The 13,874-nt window shown below is 65.6% G+C and carries 14 protein-coding genes and 1 pseudogene; 6 read left to right on the top strand and 9 right to left on the bottom strand.

All coding sequences use genetic code 11. The features are described 5' to 3' along the window. Nucleotides 1-32: 32 nt before the first annotated feature. Nucleotides 33-1,127, top strand: a complete 1,095-nt coding sequence (locus PHS32_RS13575) for a M14 family metallopeptidase (RefSeq protein ID WP_301079540.1) — start codon at nucleotides 33-35, stop codon at nucleotides 1,125-1,127. 29 nt (nucleotides 1,128-1,156) lie between these two features. Here PHS32_RS13575 and PHS32_RS13570 read toward each other — a convergent pair whose 3' ends face one another. Beyond that, a complete protein-coding gene (locus PHS32_RS13570) occupies nucleotides 1,157-2,059 on the bottom strand; it encodes a LysR family transcriptional regulator (protein ID WP_301079539.1) in 903 nt (300 codons plus the stop codon). A gap of 112 nt (nucleotides 2,060-2,171) precedes the next feature. Here PHS32_RS13570 and PHS32_RS13565 point away from each other — a divergent pair, with 112 nt between their 5' ends. From PHS32_RS13565 to PHS32_RS13555, 3 genes are read left to right on the top strand one after another with little or no spacing between them, the layout of a single operon-like run. Beyond that, on the top strand, nucleotides 2,172-2,795 hold the full coding sequence (locus tag PHS32_RS13565; RefSeq protein ID WP_301079538.1) for a glutathione S-transferase family protein: 624 nt from the start codon (nucleotides 2,172-2,174) through the stop codon (nucleotides 2,793-2,795). A 23-nt stretch (nucleotides 2,796-2,818) separates the two neighbouring features. Continuing rightward, nucleotides 2,819-3,679 (top strand): pyridoxamine 5'-phosphate oxidase family protein, encoded by an 861-nt coding sequence (locus PHS32_RS13560; protein WP_301079537.1) that lies wholly within the window; start codon nucleotides 2,819-2,821, stop codon nucleotides 3,677-3,679. A gap of 18 nt (nucleotides 3,680-3,697) precedes the next feature. Beyond that, nucleotides 3,698-4,333: a LysE family transporter gene (locus PHS32_RS13555; protein WP_301079536.1), complete on the top strand. Its 636-nt coding sequence runs from the start codon at nucleotides 3,698-3,700 to the stop codon at nucleotides 4,331-4,333. 4 nt (nucleotides 4,334-4,337) lie between these two features. Here the strand turns inward: PHS32_RS13555 and PHS32_RS13550 are convergent, their stop codons facing one another. Together PHS32_RS13550 and PHS32_RS13545 are read right to left on the bottom strand one after the other, a co-directional pair. Continuing rightward, complete coding sequence (locus tag PHS32_RS13550) at nucleotides 4,338-5,633, bottom strand: aminotransferase class I/II-fold pyridoxal phosphate-dependent enzyme (protein WP_301079535.1); 1,296 nt, start codon at nucleotides 5,631-5,633, stop codon at nucleotides 4,338-4,340. A 191-nt stretch (nucleotides 5,634-5,824) separates the two neighbouring features. Further along, nucleotides 5,825-7,072, bottom strand: a complete 1,248-nt coding sequence (locus PHS32_RS13545; protein WP_301079534.1) for a D-alanyl-D-alanine carboxypeptidase family protein — start codon at nucleotides 7,070-7,072, stop codon at nucleotides 5,825-5,827. A gap of 69 nt (nucleotides 7,073-7,141) precedes the next feature. Between PHS32_RS13545 and PHS32_RS13540 the strand changes: the two genes are divergently transcribed. Beyond that, nucleotides 7,142-7,468: a thioredoxin family protein gene (locus PHS32_RS13540; protein WP_301079575.1), complete on the top strand. Its 327-nt coding sequence runs from the start codon at nucleotides 7,142-7,144 to the stop codon at nucleotides 7,466-7,468. A gap of 122 nt (nucleotides 7,469-7,590) precedes the next feature. On the opposite strand, the gene argC is transcribed toward PHS32_RS13540, so the two are convergent. Beyond that, nucleotides 7,591-8,553 (bottom strand): N-acetyl-gamma-glutamyl-phosphate reductase, encoded by a 963-nt coding sequence (gene argC / locus PHS32_RS13535; RefSeq protein ID WP_301079533.1) that lies wholly within the window; start codon nucleotides 8,551-8,553, stop codon nucleotides 7,591-7,593. A gap of 120 nt (nucleotides 8,554-8,673) precedes the next feature. Between argC and PHS32_RS13530 the strand changes: the two genes are divergently transcribed. Further along, nucleotides 8,674-9,558, top strand: coding sequence for a LysR family transcriptional regulator (locus PHS32_RS13530; protein WP_301079574.1), 885 nt, complete (start codon nucleotides 8,674-8,676; stop codon nucleotides 9,556-9,558). A 296-nt stretch (nucleotides 9,559-9,854) separates the two neighbouring features. Here PHS32_RS13530 and PHS32_RS13525 read toward each other — a convergent pair. The 5 genes and pseudogenes from PHS32_RS13525 to PHS32_RS13505 all read right to left on the bottom strand — a co-directional run. Continuing rightward, nucleotides 9,855-9,980, bottom strand: a pseudogene (locus PHS32_RS13525) (xenobiotic (desulfurization)monooxygenase subunit A, NtaA/SnaA/SoxA/DszA family protein); the annotation flags it as partial. Between the two features lie 6 nt (nucleotides 9,981-9,986). Next, the gene (locus tag PHS32_RS13520; protein WP_301079532.1) at nucleotides 9,987-10,781 is read right to left on the bottom strand and encodes a MetQ/NlpA family ABC transporter substrate-binding protein; all 795 of its coding nucleotides are present in this window, start codon (nucleotides 10,779-10,781) and stop codon (nucleotides 9,987-9,989) included. Nucleotides 10,782-10,820: 39 nt separating this feature from the next. Then, nucleotides 10,821-11,486, bottom strand: coding sequence for a methionine ABC transporter permease (locus tag PHS32_RS13515; RefSeq protein WP_301079531.1), 666 nt, complete (start codon nucleotides 11,484-11,486; stop codon nucleotides 10,821-10,823). Next, a complete protein-coding gene (locus PHS32_RS13510) occupies nucleotides 11,479-12,531 on the bottom strand; it encodes a methionine ABC transporter ATP-binding protein (RefSeq protein ID WP_301079530.1) in 1,053 nt (350 codons plus the stop codon). The genes PHS32_RS13515 and PHS32_RS13510 overlap by 8 nt, the downstream gene beginning before the upstream one ends. 9 nt (nucleotides 12,532-12,540) lie before the next feature. After that, entirely contained in the window at nucleotides 12,541-13,866 is a 1,326-nt protein-coding gene (locus PHS32_RS13505) for a sulfatase-like hydrolase/transferase (RefSeq protein ID WP_301079529.1), read from the bottom strand. Nucleotides 13,867-13,874: the final 8 nt, after the last annotated feature.

Genomic DNA, 13,874 nt, shown 5'->3' with positions numbered 1-13,874 from the left:
AGCCGAAGCCCCGTTGACCTTGGAGAACCCCCATGAGCACGCCAACCGAGTCCTTTTCCGACAGCTATGCCCAGGCGCGCGCCAAGTTTCTGCAAGCCGCAGGCAACGCCGGGTTGGCGCTGACCTGCTACCCGCTGGACCTGCCCGGCGTCGACGGTGAGGCGCTGGCCATCGACGCCGCCTGGCAGGGGCCGCGCGACGCCCAGCGCGTGCTGCTGGTGAGCAGTGGCGTGCATGGCGTGGAGGGCTATTGCGGCTCCGGCGCGCAGACCGCGCTGCTGGGCGACGCGGCCTGGATGGCGGCCGTCGAGCAAGCCGGCGTCGCCGTGCTGTACCTGCACGCGCTCAACCCGCATGGCTTTTCGCACACCCGGCGCGTGACGCAGGAGAACGTGGACCTGAACCGCAACTTCCAGGACTTCAGCCGTCCGCTGCCCGCCAATCCGGCGTATTGCAAGCTGCATCCCCGGCTGTTGCCGCCGATCTGGCCGCCCACCTTGGGCAACCGCCTTGCCATCCTGGGGCTGATCCTGACGCAGGGTCTGCGCCGCCTGCAAACAGCCATTTCCGGCGGTCAATACGAAAGGCCAGACGGCTTGTTCTTCGGCGGTAGCGCGCCGAGCTGGAGCAACCTCACCTTGCGCCGCGTGCTGCGCGAACAACTGGGACAGGCGCGGCGTCTGGCCTGGCTGGACTTGCACACGGGTCTGGGCAAAAGCGGTGATTGCGAACGCATGTTCATGGGTACGCGGGGGCAGGCCGAGGGCTATGCGCGTGCCAACCGCTGGTGGGGTCAGCGCACCGCCTTGATGCATCTGGGATCGGCGTCCTCGGTCTCGGCTGACCTGACCGGTCTGCTGTGGGTGACCGCATCGCAGGAATGCCCGCAAGCCGAGTTCACTGGCATGTACATGGAATTCGGTACCCAACCCCTGCTGGAAGTGATGCACGCGCTGCGCGGCGACCACTGGCTGCACCTGCACGCCGAGGCGCCGGCGGCACTGAAGAGCGAGATCAAGCAGCGCCTGCGCAAGGCGTTCTACGTTGAAACACCGCAGTGGCAGCAAGCCGTGCTGACCGAGGTGCGCCAGGCGGCGCTGCAGGCGCTGGATGGACTGAGCTGCTGAACCCGGGATCGGTCGACCGCGCGGTGTGCCTACAGCATCGGCTGGATGACCGCCAAGCGCCCCAGTGCCGCAACCGCGTGATCGACGAAGGCGCGCAACTTGGGCGCCATGTGGCGCGCGCTCGATACCACGACGTGAACCGGCAACGGCGCCGGTTCCAATTCCGGCCACAGGCGCAGCAAGGCGCCGCTGGCCAGATCTTCGGCCACCTGGTACGACAACACGCGGGCCAGCCCGCGTCCGGCTTTCACGGCCAATAGCACGGCTTCGATTTCATTGACCGTCAGGCGCGGCGTCAGGCGCACCAGCCGGTCGCGCCCGCCCTGCCGGAACCGCCACTCCGGCGCTTTGGCCACGCCCGAACTGAAAATCACGTCGTGCCGCGCCAGCTCGGCCAGCGACTTCGGGCTGCCGCGACGCGCCAGATAGTCCGGGCTGGCGACCAGCATGCGCCGCACTTCGCCGACCCGGCGCGCCACCATGCCGGCATCCGGCAAGGGACCGATGCGCACGGCAACATCCAGGCCCTCGTCGATCAAATCCAGGTTGCGGTCGTTGAGCACCAGTTCGATCCGCATCGCCGGATAGCGGTCCAGATAGCTGTTGACGACCGGAGTGACGTGACGCCGGCCGAAGACCGCAGGTGCCGTCACCCGCAACAGGCCGCGCAAAGGCGCGGCCGCGTCCTCGCGCACCGCTGCGTCATAGTCCATCAACAGCCGGCGCGCCTGTTCCGCCAAGCGCTTGCCGGCTTCGGTGGGGGCCAGCTGGCGGGTGGTGCGCTCGACCAGACGGGTGCCGAGACGGGACTCCAAGGCGCTGAGGGCACGGGTGACGGCCGGCGGCGAGCGGCGCAATTTGCGCCCGGCGCCGGCGAGGCTGCCGCTGTCCAGGATGGCGATGAATATTTCAAGCTCGTCGAGGCGGTCCATGAGGCGTCACATTCTTCCAGGTTTCGGAATATTGAATTCCAATTTGGCCTAATTTACATCGATTCCGGGAATGCATAACATGGCCTGTTTGAACCCCCAGGAAACCCCCTTCATGAATACCCCCACCATGACCTTGTACGGCACGCCCACTTCAGGCCACGCGCACCGCGTCGAATTGCTGCTGCGGATGCTGGAACTTCCCTATGCCTACGTGGAAGCACCGGCGCCGGTGCGTCGCACGGCCGAATTCCGCAAGCTCAATCCCTTGGGCCAGATACCGGTGCTGACGGACGGCGAACTGGTGCTGTGCGACAGCAATGCCATCATGGTGTACTTGGTCAAACGCTATGCCCCGGACAGCGGCTGGCTGCCCGCCGAGCCGGTGGCTGCCGCCCAGGTGCAGCGCTGGCTGGCTATCGCCGCCGGCGAACTGCGCTACGGACCGGCGGCCGCACGCATGGCACTTCAGTGGGGCATGCCGGAGGACCCGGTGCGTGCCGCCGAAATCGCCGACCGGCTGCTGCGCTTCATGGACGCACACCTGACGGGCAGAAGCTTTCTCGCCGCCGAGCAGGCGACGCTGGCCGACCTGGCCTGCTACGCCTATGTGGCCCACGCACCGGAAGGCGGCATCTCACTGGCGCCATTTCCGCAGGTGCGGGCCTGGCTGGCACGGGTGGAGGCGCTGCCGCGTTTCAAGGCTATGCCGGCCTTGCCGCTCAAGGTCGGCGTGTGAGCCCGTTGGCGTCAACGAAAGGAGTGTTCCATGCAGGCGAATTGCGGGCGCAGGCCTTGGCCGGCGTCAGCGCATCGGGCGCGGCGATCCGCGAATTCATGCCAGAACAGCACCGCACCTTTTTCGCCGCGCTGCCCTTCCTGTTGTTGGCAAGCACCGATGACGATGGCTGGCCGGTAGCGACGCTGCTGGCCGGGGCACCGGGTTTTGTCTCCAGTCCGGATCAGCGCAGCCTGCGCATCGAGGCAGCGGCAGGCGCGCCAGACCCGGTTCGCGCGCTGCTGCGGCCTGGTCGTCCGGTCGGCCTGCTGGGCATCGATTTCAACAGCCGTCGCCGCAACCGGGCCAACGGCATCGTTTGCGAAGCCGGCCCCGATGCGTTGGACATTGCGGTCACGCAATCGTTTGGAAATTGTCCCAAGTACATCCAGCCGCGCGAAGTGCGCGTGACGCCCGCAAGCGCTCGGCCGGCGGCAACGCTCAGCCCCCTTGCCGGGCTCGATGGTCAGGCGCGCGCTTTGATTTCGACGGCGGATACTTTTTTTGTCGCCACCAGCGCGGGCCAAGCGGGCGAGCGCCCCGGCGGCGTCGATATGTCGCACCGCGGTGGCGCGCCGGGTTTTGTCAAGATAGCCGGCGATACCCTGGTCTGCCCCGACTATGCGGGAAATCGCTACTTCAACACGCTGGGCAATATGTTGCTGGAGCCGCGTGCCGCGCTGCTGTTCATCGATTTCTCGAACGGCGACTTGCTGCATTTGCAAGGCCGCAGCGAGATCGTCTGGCGTGCCGAGGACAATCAGGACTTCCCGGGCGCCGAGCGGCTGTGGCGGTTTCGTGTCGAGCGCGGCTGGCGCGGCGCCGGTCCGCTGCGGGCCGAATAGCAAAGAGAACAGAGCACCATGAACACTGCGATGACGGTTTTGAGTATCGGCAGCGCCATCGCCATTGGCGCCATCAGTCCTGGGCCAAGCTTCGTGATGGTGGCACGGACGGCGGTGGCTTCGACGCGCGGAAATGGCCTGGCCGCTGCGCTGGGCATGGGGGCCGGCGGCATTGTCTTTGCAACGGCGGCGCTCTTGGGACTGCAAGTGCTGCTGGCTTCCGTGCCCTGGCTTTATCTGGCATTCAAGGTCGCGGGCGGCGGCTATCTGGCGTACCTGGGTTATCGAATCTGGCAGGGTGCCAACGCGCCATTGCAGCTTTCGGCCAGTGGCGGGCCGGACTCCCAGCCGAGCTTGAAGCGTGCCTTCATTTTGGGATTGGGCACGCAACTGAGCAACCCGAAGACGGCCATTTTCTATGGCAGCATCTTTGCCTCGCTGTTGCCGCACGACATTCCCGCGGCACTCCTGGTGGCCTTGCCGATCGTCGTTTTCTGCATTGAAGCAGGTTGGTACAGCATCGTCGCGTTGCTGTTGTCGTCGGCTTCTCCGCGTGACGCCTACCTTCGTTACAAAAGCCGGATCGACCGTGTGGCCGGCGGCGTGATGGCGCTATTGGGCTTTCGACTGGTCATCACCGCCGCCAGAGTCTGAGGCTTCAGACCGCGGCCAGGGCTTGCGTCAGATCGGCCAGCAAGTCGTCGATGTGCTCGATGCCGATCGACAGCCGCACCGCGTCCTCCGACACGCCGGCCTTCGCCAGTTCTTCCGGCGACAGCTGGCGGTGGGTGGTGGAGGCCGGGTGCGTGGCCAGCGACTTGGCGTCGCCGATGTTGACCAGGCGGGTGAACAGCTTGAGCGCATCCAGAAAACGGGCGCCGGCCTCGCGACCCTGGCCGGGCGCCGCCTTGACGCCAAAAGTCAGCAGGCCGGAGCCTTTGCCGCCCAGGTATTTTTGCGCCAGCGCATGGTCCGGATGGTCCGCCAGGCCGACGTAGTTGACCCATTGCACCTGGGCTTGCCGCCGCAGGAATTGCGCGACTTTCAGCGTGTTGTCGTTGATGCGGTCCATGCGCAGCGCTAGCGTCTCTATGCCCTGCAAAATCAGAAAAGCATTGAACGGCGAAATGGCGGCGCCGTTGTTGCGCAGTGGCACGACACGAGCGCGGCCGATGTAGGCCGCCGGCCCCAGCGCTTCGGTGTAGATCACGCCGTGGTAGCTGGCATCGGGCTCGTTCAGGCGCTTGAATTTGGCCTTGTGCTCAGCCCACGGGAACTTGCCGGAATCGACGATGGCGCCGCCGATGGAAGTGCCGTGGCCGCCCAGGTATTTGGTCAGCGAATGCACCACGATGTCGGCGCCGTGCTCGAAGGGTCGCAGCAGATAGGGCGTGGCCACCGTGTTGTCGACGATCAACGGCACGCCCAGGCGGTGCGCGATCTCGGCGATGCGCGCCAGATCCACCACCGTGCCCTGCGGGTTGCTCAGCGACTCGACATAAACGGCTTTGGTTTTTGCGTCGATCAGCGGCTCGAAACTGGCCGGATCGCGCGGATCGGCAAAGCGCGTGGTGATGCCGGAAAGCGGCAGCGTGTGGGCGAACAGGTTGTAGGTGCCGCCGTAAAGCGCGGTCGAGGCGACGATGTTGTCGCCGACCTCTGCGATGGTCTGGATCGCGTAAGTGACGGCCGCCTGCCCGGAGGCCAGCGCCAGCGCGGCGATGCCGCCTTCCAGTGCCGCCACGCGCTGCTCCAGCACGTCTTGCGTCGGGTTCATGATGCGGGTGTAGATGTTGCCCGGCACCTTCAGGTCGAACAGATCGGCACCGTGCTGCGCGTTGTCGAATGCGTAAGCGGCGGTCTGGTAGATCGGCACCGCCACCGCCTTGGTAGTAGGGTCGGGCGAGTAGCCGGCGTGTACCGACAGGGTTTCAAATTTCCAGGATTCGGGCATGGGCAACTCCAGAATGAATGCAACGCAAAAGTGCGAAGAACGCGATTCTGGGAGTGACTTGTTGAAACTGGAACTACTGTTTTGTAGGTTTCTAATTGCCAACAAATATAAGCAGCTCGACAGATGAACGCATCCGCATGCCGGCCCGCTATGTGCGATCGCTGGAATGGCAGGCGCTGGCCTGCCAGCGTTCACTTTCCGAACAACTTGGCGATGTGTTGCCAGGTGCGCAGCAGCAGGCCCGCGCGTTCCACATCGGCCTGAGCGACGAGCGGGGCTTCGCCTATTGGCTTACCGTTCGAGGTTGCGACCACCTTGCCGATCACAGAACCCTTGGTCACCGGCGCCTCCAGGCCCGGCTTGAGCTCCACCGTTGTCTGCACTTGCTGGCCGCGCGGCACGGTCAGCATCCACGGCGCGCCCAGGCCCGCGGCGACCGTATCGACCTTGCCGAAGCTGACCTTGGCCGTCGTGACCACGGTGTTCGGTTGAATCGGGGTGGCCTTCTCGAAGTTGCTAAAGCCCCAACCGAGCAGCGCTCGGGTCTCGTCGGCACGCGCCTGAGCGCTGTGGGTGTTGAGGATGACCGTGATCAGGCGCATGTCGTTGCGCTTGGATGAGGTGACCAGGCAGTAGCCGGCCGCTTCGGTGTGGCCCGTCTTCAGTCCGTCCACGGTGGGATCGGTGTAGAGCAAGGCGTTACGGTTGCCTTGCTTGATACCGTTGTACTTGAACTCGCGTTCCGCGTAGATCGGGTAGTAGTCAACGCTGTCATGGATGATTGCGCGCGCCAGGATGGCGAGGTCGCGCGCAGACGAGTTGTGCGCCGGGTCGGGCAGGCCCGTGGCGTTCACGAAATGCGTGTGCGTCATTCCAAGGCGCTGGGCTTCGGCATTCATCAGCTTGGCAAAGCCCTCTTCGGAGCTGGCCATGTGCTCGGCAATCGCCTTGGACGCGTCGTTGCCCGACTGGATGATGATGCCTCGCAGGATGTCTATCACCGTGGCCTGGCTGTTCAGCGGCAGATACATGCACGACTCGGTGCTCGACCCTCGGCACCAGGCGTTCTGACTGACCGAGACCAGGTCGGTTTGCTTGAGCTTGGCCGTGCGCAGCGCCTGCTCGATCAGGTAGCTGGTCATCATCTTGGTCAGCGAAGCCGGCGGCAAGGGTTCGTCAGCGTTGGCCGAGGCAAGCACCTCGCCGGAGTCGAAGTCCATCAGCAGCCATGCCTTGGCTGGCAGCGCCGGCGGGTTGCCTGCCAAGGTGGTCTGAGCAGCCAACGGCGGCAGGGCGTTCACGGCGGGCGCGGCCTTCTTGTGAGCCGCGGGTTTGGTAGTGGCGTGGTGTTTGGCCGCGAAGGCCGCCGAGTCAGGAACCAGGGCGCCCGCGGCAATTGCGAGCAGGAGAGGGAGGATGGAGAGAGTCTTGGTTTGCATGGCGTTTTTGGGTAGAGAGTTGATTGTCGTAGATCGGCGTTGACCTTTCTGGTGAGACACAATCCGGACATGCGTTCATCCAAACCCTACCTCAGCGAAATCGAAGCCCCGGCGCGCTCCGAAGTTGACGCCCTGCCAGGCTTGACGCTGCTCGAATTCGGCACGAGCTGGTGCGGCCATTGTCGTGCGGCCCAACCCGCGCTTGTTGAAGCGCTGTCACAACATGCGCAGTGGCGTCACATCAAAGTTGAAGACGGGCCCGGTCACGCTCTTGGGCGGAGCTTTCGCGTCAAGCTCTGGCCTACGCTGGTGCTACTGCGTGACGGACAGGAAGTTGCACGCGTGGTGCGCCCCACCCAAACAACCGACATTTCAACCGCATTGAGCGCCGCGTGATGGCGCTGAGGGAGGGATTGTTGGTTGACGGGCATAGCTTTGGGCCACACGCTGCCAGTCGCGGATGTCCGCTTTGATGCCGTCGACAGCCGGCAAGTGGGCACGTCCGCGGCCGCTCTCGATCATGCAGCCAGCACGACGGGCTCCAAACGCGGTCCCGCTGCCAACCCGAGCATCAGGGCGAGGTTTTGCACCGCGGCTCCTGCGGCGCCCTTCCCCAGGTTGTCGAACACCGCGGCCAACAGCACCTGGCCCGTGCGCTCCTGCGCAAACACCGCCAGTCGCAATTGGTTACTGCCGTTCAACGCCTGGGGGTCGAGCCGCAGCGCATCGACGTCCTCGGCAAGCGGTTGCACCTCGATGAAAGCTTGCCCTGCGTAGCGCGTCTGAAGCGCGGCGTGCAGGCGCGCAGCCGTCACGCCAGCGGGCAGCAGGCGCAGATGCAGCGCCATCGTCAACACGATCCCTTGTCGATAGTGGCCATACGCCGGCACGAACACCGGCGCATGCGCCAGCCCGGCATGTTGCTGGATCTCAGGCACGTGCTTGTGGTTCAGACCCAGGCCGTAGACCTGGAACGGCAACGCGTTCGCAGCGCCGGCGCCTTCATGATCATCGAGCCCGGCTCGGCCCCGTCCTGAATAGCCCGACACAGCGTGGATGACCAGCGGATAGTCGGCCGGCACCAGGCCCTCGTCAATCAAGGGCTTGAGCAATGCCAGCGCCCCTGTGGGGTAGCAGCCGGGATTGCTGACGCGCTCGGCGGTGGCGATGCGCTCTGCGCTTGCGGGCTCCAACTCCGGCATGCCATAGACCCAGCCGGGCGTTGTGCGATGGGCCGAGCTTGCGTCGATCACCCGCACACCGGGACGGCGCACCAGCGCGACGGCCTCGCGCGCGGCGTCGTCCGGCAGGCACAGCAGTGCGACGTCGCAGTCATTCAGTGCATCGGCGCGATGGGCCGCGCTCTTGCGATGCTCGGACGGCAACTGCAGCAGGCGCAGGTCGTTACGCCCCGCCAGCCATTGCCGCACTTGAAGGCCGGTGGTGCCTTGGTCACCGTCGATGAAAACGAGAGGGGTCATTGAGCGCTCCGATTGAGTTTGACGCGCATGATGCATCGACCGGCGAATCCAGTCCAGTTGAATCTAATAAACTACGTCTTCAGAAATCCTGAATCATTGTTCGACGACCAAGGTTGCACCATGCGCGAAATTAACCTCGATCGCCTGCGCACGCTGCTGACGGTAGCCGACCTCGGCTCGTTCGCCGCGGCGGCCAAGGCACTTCACCTGGCACCACCCACGGTGACGCTGCACGTGGCGCAGCTCGAAGCCCGCCTGGGGACGCGCCTGCTACACCGCGCACCGGCCGGAGTCACCGCGACCGCGGCGGGCAGCTTGCTGATCGACAAGGCTCGGCGGCTGCTGGCCGAAGCCGACGATCTGCTGCAGACTGTGCAACGCCAGATCGCCGCGCGCGGCGGCCGCGTGCGACTGGGCGCATCCACCGGCGCGCTCGCGCATCTGCTGCCGCAGGCGCTGGAGACTTTGGCCACCCGGCATCCGGAGATCGACGTGCAGGTCGCGGTGGTGACCAGCGAGGAGGCCCTGGCCCGACTGGCGGCCGGCAGCCTAGACATCGGCATTGTGGCGCTACCGCAGCCGGCGCTGCGCGGCCTTCGCGTGCAGGCCTGGCGCCGGGATCCGGTGCTGGCGTTCATCCCGACCCATTGGGAACCGCCGCGGCACGTGACGCCCGCCTGGCTCGCCGCCCGGCCTCTGATCGCCAACGACCGCGGCACCCGGCTCTCGCGCCAGACCGCCGAATGGTTCGCCGCGGCTGGCGAGCGGCCGCAGGCGCGCATCGAGTTGAACTACAACGACGCGATGAAGAGTCTGGTGGCAGCGGGCTACGGCGCCGCGCTGTTGCCGCACGAGGCAGGCGCGCCGCCGCCGGATAGTCGCATCAGCATGCGACCGTTGAAACCTTCGCTGTCAAGAGCGCTGGGTATCGCGCATCGGGCGAGGTCGGACGACGAGGCGACGGAGGCGACGCTTCGGGCTTTGCTTGAGATGCGGGGTCGTTGAAAAAAGTCGAGATGTACGAGCTTCGGGCCTGCCGCCAGCTCTGAATCGGACAATGGTGTTCAAAACAACTGATGCGATGGACTCGGATCGGCCGGTTGCTGCAAAAGAGCCGAGTGCGCCACTTCTGAACACAAGGTTCAAAGTCAGCCCAGCCCCAGCCGCCACATGTGCTCCACCTCACCGACACGCGCACCACAGCCCTCTGCAAGCCACCATGCGGCGGCTTGCAGAGGGCTGGTGTGCAAGGCTGCCCGACCGATCAAGGCCGCCTTGCGCTCCCCACGGCGCGCGGCGTGCTGGTTCTCCGGGCGGGCCAGTGCCAGGTTCTCGCGCAGGGTCTTCCCTTCGTATTCGGTACGGAACAGGCCGCGGCGCTGCAGCTCGGGGATCACCAGGTCAACAAATTCGTCCACGCTGGCGGGACCATCTCAGAACCCTGTCACCACCGCGCCCTTGAACTCGGTCTGCACGAACTTGCGGATTTGTTCCGAGTGGTAGGCCTTGACCAGCTTGGCGACCCAGGGCTTGTCCTTGTCCTGCTCACGCACCGCAATCAGGTTCACGTACGGACTCTTGGCCGCCTCCTGGGCGATGGCATCCTTGGCCGGGCTCAAACCGGCCGACAAGGCGTAGTTGGTGTTGATGGCCGAGGCATCCAGGTCATCAAGCGAGCGCGGCAACTGCGCCGCGTCCAGTTCCACGAACTTGAGCTTTTTCGGGTTGTCGATCACGTCCAGGGGTGTCGCCTTCAGGCCCGCTTCGGGGCGCAGCTTGATCAGGCCCTTGTCTTGCAGCACCAGCAACACGCGCCCGCCATTGGTCGGGTCGTTCGGGATGCCGAACTTGGCCCCCTCTTTCAACTCGGCCAGGCTTTTGACTTTCTTGGAATACAGGCCGATGGGAAAGTTGACGGTGTAGCCGACGTTGACTATTTTGTAGCCGCGGTCCTTGATCTGCTGGTCCAGATACGGTTTGTGCTGGTAGCTGTTGGCATCCAGGTCGCCGGTAGCCAGCGCCGCGTTTGGCTGCACGTAGTCGCTGAACTCGACAATCTGGATCTTCAGCCCGTCCTTCTCGGCCAGCTTTTTCACCTGCTCGAAGATCTGCGCGTGCGGCCCGGCTGTGACGCCGACCTTGATTGGTTTGTCCTGTGCCAACAGCGGCGACAGGGCGGCGGCCAGCAACAGGGCGGTGGCAGATTGCAAAACAAAACGCTTGTTCATGAAAATTCCTTGAATAAAAAAATGAAGTGAGGAGAAAAACTATTTGTGGCTGAGGCGCCGCACCAGCGCGTCGCCCGCGCTTTGCACCACCTGCACGAAGACGATGAGCACCAGCACCACGGCCGCCATCACCTCCGGCAGGAAGCGCTGGTAGCCGTAACGGATGCCCAGGTCACCCAAGCCCCCGCCGCCAATGGCACCGGCCATGGCCGAGTAGCCGGTCAGGCTGACCAGCGTGATGGTCAGCGCCGCCACGATGCCGGGCAGCGCCTCCGGCAGCAGCACCTTGAACACGATCTGGCGCGTGCTGGCACCCATGGCCAGCGCCGCTTCCACCAGACCGTGGTCGACCTCGCGCAACGCGGTCTCGATCAGGCGGGCGATGAACGGCGCGGCCGCCAGCGTCAGCGGCACCACCGCCGCGGCGGTGCCGATGCTTGATCCGGTGACCAGCCGCGTGAACGGAATGATGGCCACCAGCAAAATGATGAACGGCGTCGAACGCACCGCGTTCACCGTGGTGCCGACGAGGCGGTTCAGGGTCAGGTGTTCCAGCACGCCGCCGCGGCTGCTCAGATGCAGGTAGACGCCCAGCGGCAGGCCCAGCAGCGCACCGATGGCGCCCGACAGGCCGACCATCAGCAGCGTCTCGCCCAACGAGGTGGCAAACAGTTCCAGCAGTTGCGGTGTGAAGCTGTCAAACATGGGCCACCTCCCGCACGTGGATGCCAGCGCCGCGCAGGTGGGCCACGGCGGCGCTCAGGCCCTCGCTGGCGCCTTGCAGATGCACGGCCAGCGAGCCAAAGGGCTGGCCCTGGATCTCGTCCACCTGGCCGTGCACGATGTTCAGGTCCAGGCCAAAGCGGCGCACCACGTCGGACAGCAGCGGCTGGTCGGAGCCATCGCCGGCAAAGGCCAGGCGCAGCAACTGGCTGGCGTGCGGATTGCCGCGCGCCGTGTTGATCGCCATCAGCGCGCGGATGCGGGCGATCACGCTGGCCGGCAACTCCTGCGGCACGATTTCATCGACCAGGCTGCGTGTCGTGGCATGCTGCGGCTGCGTGAACACATCGATCACCGCGCCCTGCTCGACGATGCGGCCGGCATCGATCACCGCCACCCGGTCGGCCACCTGCTTGATGACCTGCATCTGGTGGGTGATGAGGACGATGGTCAGGCCGAAGTCGCGGTTGATCTGGCGCAGCAGCGCCAGGATGGAGCGCGTGGTCTCAGGGTCCAGCGCCGAGGTGGCCTCGTCCGACAGCAGCACCGTGGGGCGGCTGGCCAGTGCCCGGGCAATGCCGACGCGCTGCTTTTGCCCGCCGCTGATTTGCGCCGGGTAGCGGTCGCGTTGCGCGGACAGGCCGACCAGGTCCAGCAGCTCGTCCACGCGCGCCTTGATCAGCGCTGGGCGCTCGTGCACCAGTTGCAGCGGCAGCGCCACGTTCTCGAACACGGTGCGCGAGGCCAGCAGGTTGAAGTGCTGGAAGATCATGCCGATGCCGTGGCGTGCGGTGCGCAGCGCTTCGGCGGAGAGCGCGGTCAGGTCTCGCCCATCGACCCGCACCCGGCCTTGCGTTGGACGGGTCAGCAAGTTGATGGTGCGGATCAGCGAGCTCTTGCCCGCACCGCTGCGCCCGATGACGCCAAACACCTGTCTGGCGGGTACGTGCAGGTCCACGCCGCCCAGCGCGTCCACCGGCCCGTGCGGGCTGGGGTAGCGCAGGTGAATGTCTTCGAGTTGGATCATGGTGTGGTTTCAACCTCGCTGGAGCTTGTGGGGTACATAGTGATCGGCCTGGATGTCGGGCGTGATGCCGTGCGTGCGCACGTCCTCGGTGATGGGCAGCACGGTGGTGTCCCACGCGACCCACTGGCTGCGCAGTCGCTCAAACACTTCGGGGTGGCGCTGGCGCAGGTTGGCGCGCTCGCGCTGGTCGACCACCACGTCGAACAGGAACTCGTTGTCGTTGACCTTCAGGTACTTCCAGTTCCCGTCGCGCACCGCACGCTGGCCCTGGGCCTTGTAGCGCCAGAACAGCGTGCGGGGGTGCTGGGGTGCCTGGCCCTCCAGCACCGGCAGGATGTTTTCGCCGTCGCTCGGGTAGGCTGGGTCGGCGGCCAGACCCGCCGCGGCCAGCAGCGTGGGCAGCCAGTCAAACGTGATGGTGACCTGCTCCTGCACCTGGGGCTGGATGCGCGCGCTCCAGCGCAGCAGCGTGGGCACGCGCAGCCCGCCCTCCAGCAGCTCGGTCTTCTGGCCGGTGAAGGGCCAGGTCTTGGAAAAACGCTCGCCGCCGTTGTCGCTGGTGAAAATGACGATGGTGTTGTCAGCCTGACCGGATGCGTCCAGTGCCGCCAGCACCTGGCCCACGGCGCCGTCCAGTGCCTCCACGATTTCACCGTACTTGCGCAGGTTGCCGCCGTCGTAATGGAATAGGTCCTTGATCTCGCGCGAAACGGCTTCGTCACCCGGCCCTTCCCACGGCCAGTGGGGTGCGGTGAAATGCAGGGATAGAAAGAACGGCTTGCTGGCCCGCTCGGGCTTGCGCAGATAGGCGCTGGCCTCGTCCGCCAGGATCTGGGTGTAGTAGCCCACCCGCTCCACGGGTACATCGCCCTCCCACAGGTCGGGCCTGACGTGCTCGCCCACACCGGGCTTGTGCGTGAAGTAGTCGATGGCCCCGTGGTGGTTGCCGAAAAAGTGGTCGTAGCCGCTCAGGCGCGGGCCGTATTGGGGCGGTAGACCCAGATGCCATTTGCCGATCAGCGCCGTGTCATACCCGCCCGCATTCAGCAGGGACGGCAGGGTCGGGTGCTCGGGTGGCAAGCCCAGGCCGGTGTCGCGCAGCACGATGGGCTCTTCCAGCCCGGCACGCAAGCGGTACTGGTAGCGTCCGGTGATGAGGGCAATCCGCGTGGCCGAGCACACGGCCGAATTGGCATACGCCTGGGTGAACCGCACCCCCTGGCCCGCCAGGCGGTCCAGGTGGGGTGTGGCAAAGTCGGTGGCGCCATAGACGCCCAGATCCGCCCAGCCGAGGTCGTCGGCCAGGATGAAGACAATGTTGGGTTGACGACGCATGGCAAGCC

This window comes from Rhodoferax sp. (genome assembly GCF_028714215.1).
Classification (GTDB): Bacteria; Pseudomonadota; Gammaproteobacteria; order Burkholderiales; family Burkholderiaceae_C; genus Rhodoferax.
The sequence above is the reverse complement of the archived record's forward strand: the minus strand, read 5'-3'. Positions and strand labels throughout refer to the sequence as shown.

Bases quoted from the DNA above. Each gene is read 5' to 3' on its own strand.
- PHS32_RS13520 (WP_301079532.1), bottom strand. From the start codon at position 10,781: ATGAACAAGCGTTTTGTTTTGCAATCTGCCACCGCCCTGTTGCTGGCC.
- PHS32_RS13530 (WP_301079574.1), top strand. From the start codon at position 8,674: ATGCGCGAAATTAACCTCGATCGCCTGCGCACGCTGCTGACGGTAGCC.
- PHS32_RS13550 (WP_301079535.1), bottom strand. From the start codon at position 5,633: ATGCCCGAATCCTGGAAATTTGAAACCCTGTCGGTACACGCCGGCTAC.
- PHS32_RS13515 (WP_301079531.1), bottom strand. From the start codon at position 11,486: ATGTTTGACAGCTTCACACCGCAACTGCTGGAACTGTTTGCCACCTCG.
- PHS32_RS13575 (WP_301079540.1), top strand. From the start codon at position 33: ATGAGCACGCCAACCGAGTCCTTTTCCGACAGCTATGCCCAGGCGCGC.
- PHS32_RS13540 (WP_301079575.1), top strand. From the start codon at position 7,142: ATGCGTTCATCCAAACCCTACCTCAGCGAAATCGAAGCCCCGGCGCGC.
- PHS32_RS13510 (WP_301079530.1), bottom strand. From the start codon at position 12,531: ATGATCCAACTCGAAGACATTCACCTGCGCTACCCCAGCCCGCACGGG.
- PHS32_RS13505 (WP_301079529.1), bottom strand. From the start codon at position 13,866: ATGCGTCGTCAACCCAACATTGTCTTCATCCTGGCCGACGACCTCGGC.
- PHS32_RS13565 (WP_301079538.1), top strand. From the start codon at position 2,172: ATGAATACCCCCACCATGACCTTGTACGGCACGCCCACTTCAGGCCAC.
- PHS32_RS13570 (WP_301079539.1), bottom strand. From the start codon at position 2,059: ATGGACCGCCTCGACGAGCTTGAAATATTCATCGCCATCCTGGACAGC.
- argC (WP_301079533.1), bottom strand. From the start codon at position 8,553: ATGACCCCTCTCGTTTTCATCGACGGTGACCAAGGCACCACCGGCCTT.
- PHS32_RS13555 (WP_301079536.1), top strand. From the start codon at position 3,698: ATGAACACTGCGATGACGGTTTTGAGTATCGGCAGCGCCATCGCCATT.
- PHS32_RS13545 (WP_301079534.1), bottom strand. From the start codon at position 7,072: ATGCAAACCAAGACTCTCTCCATCCTCCCTCTCCTGCTCGCAATTGCC.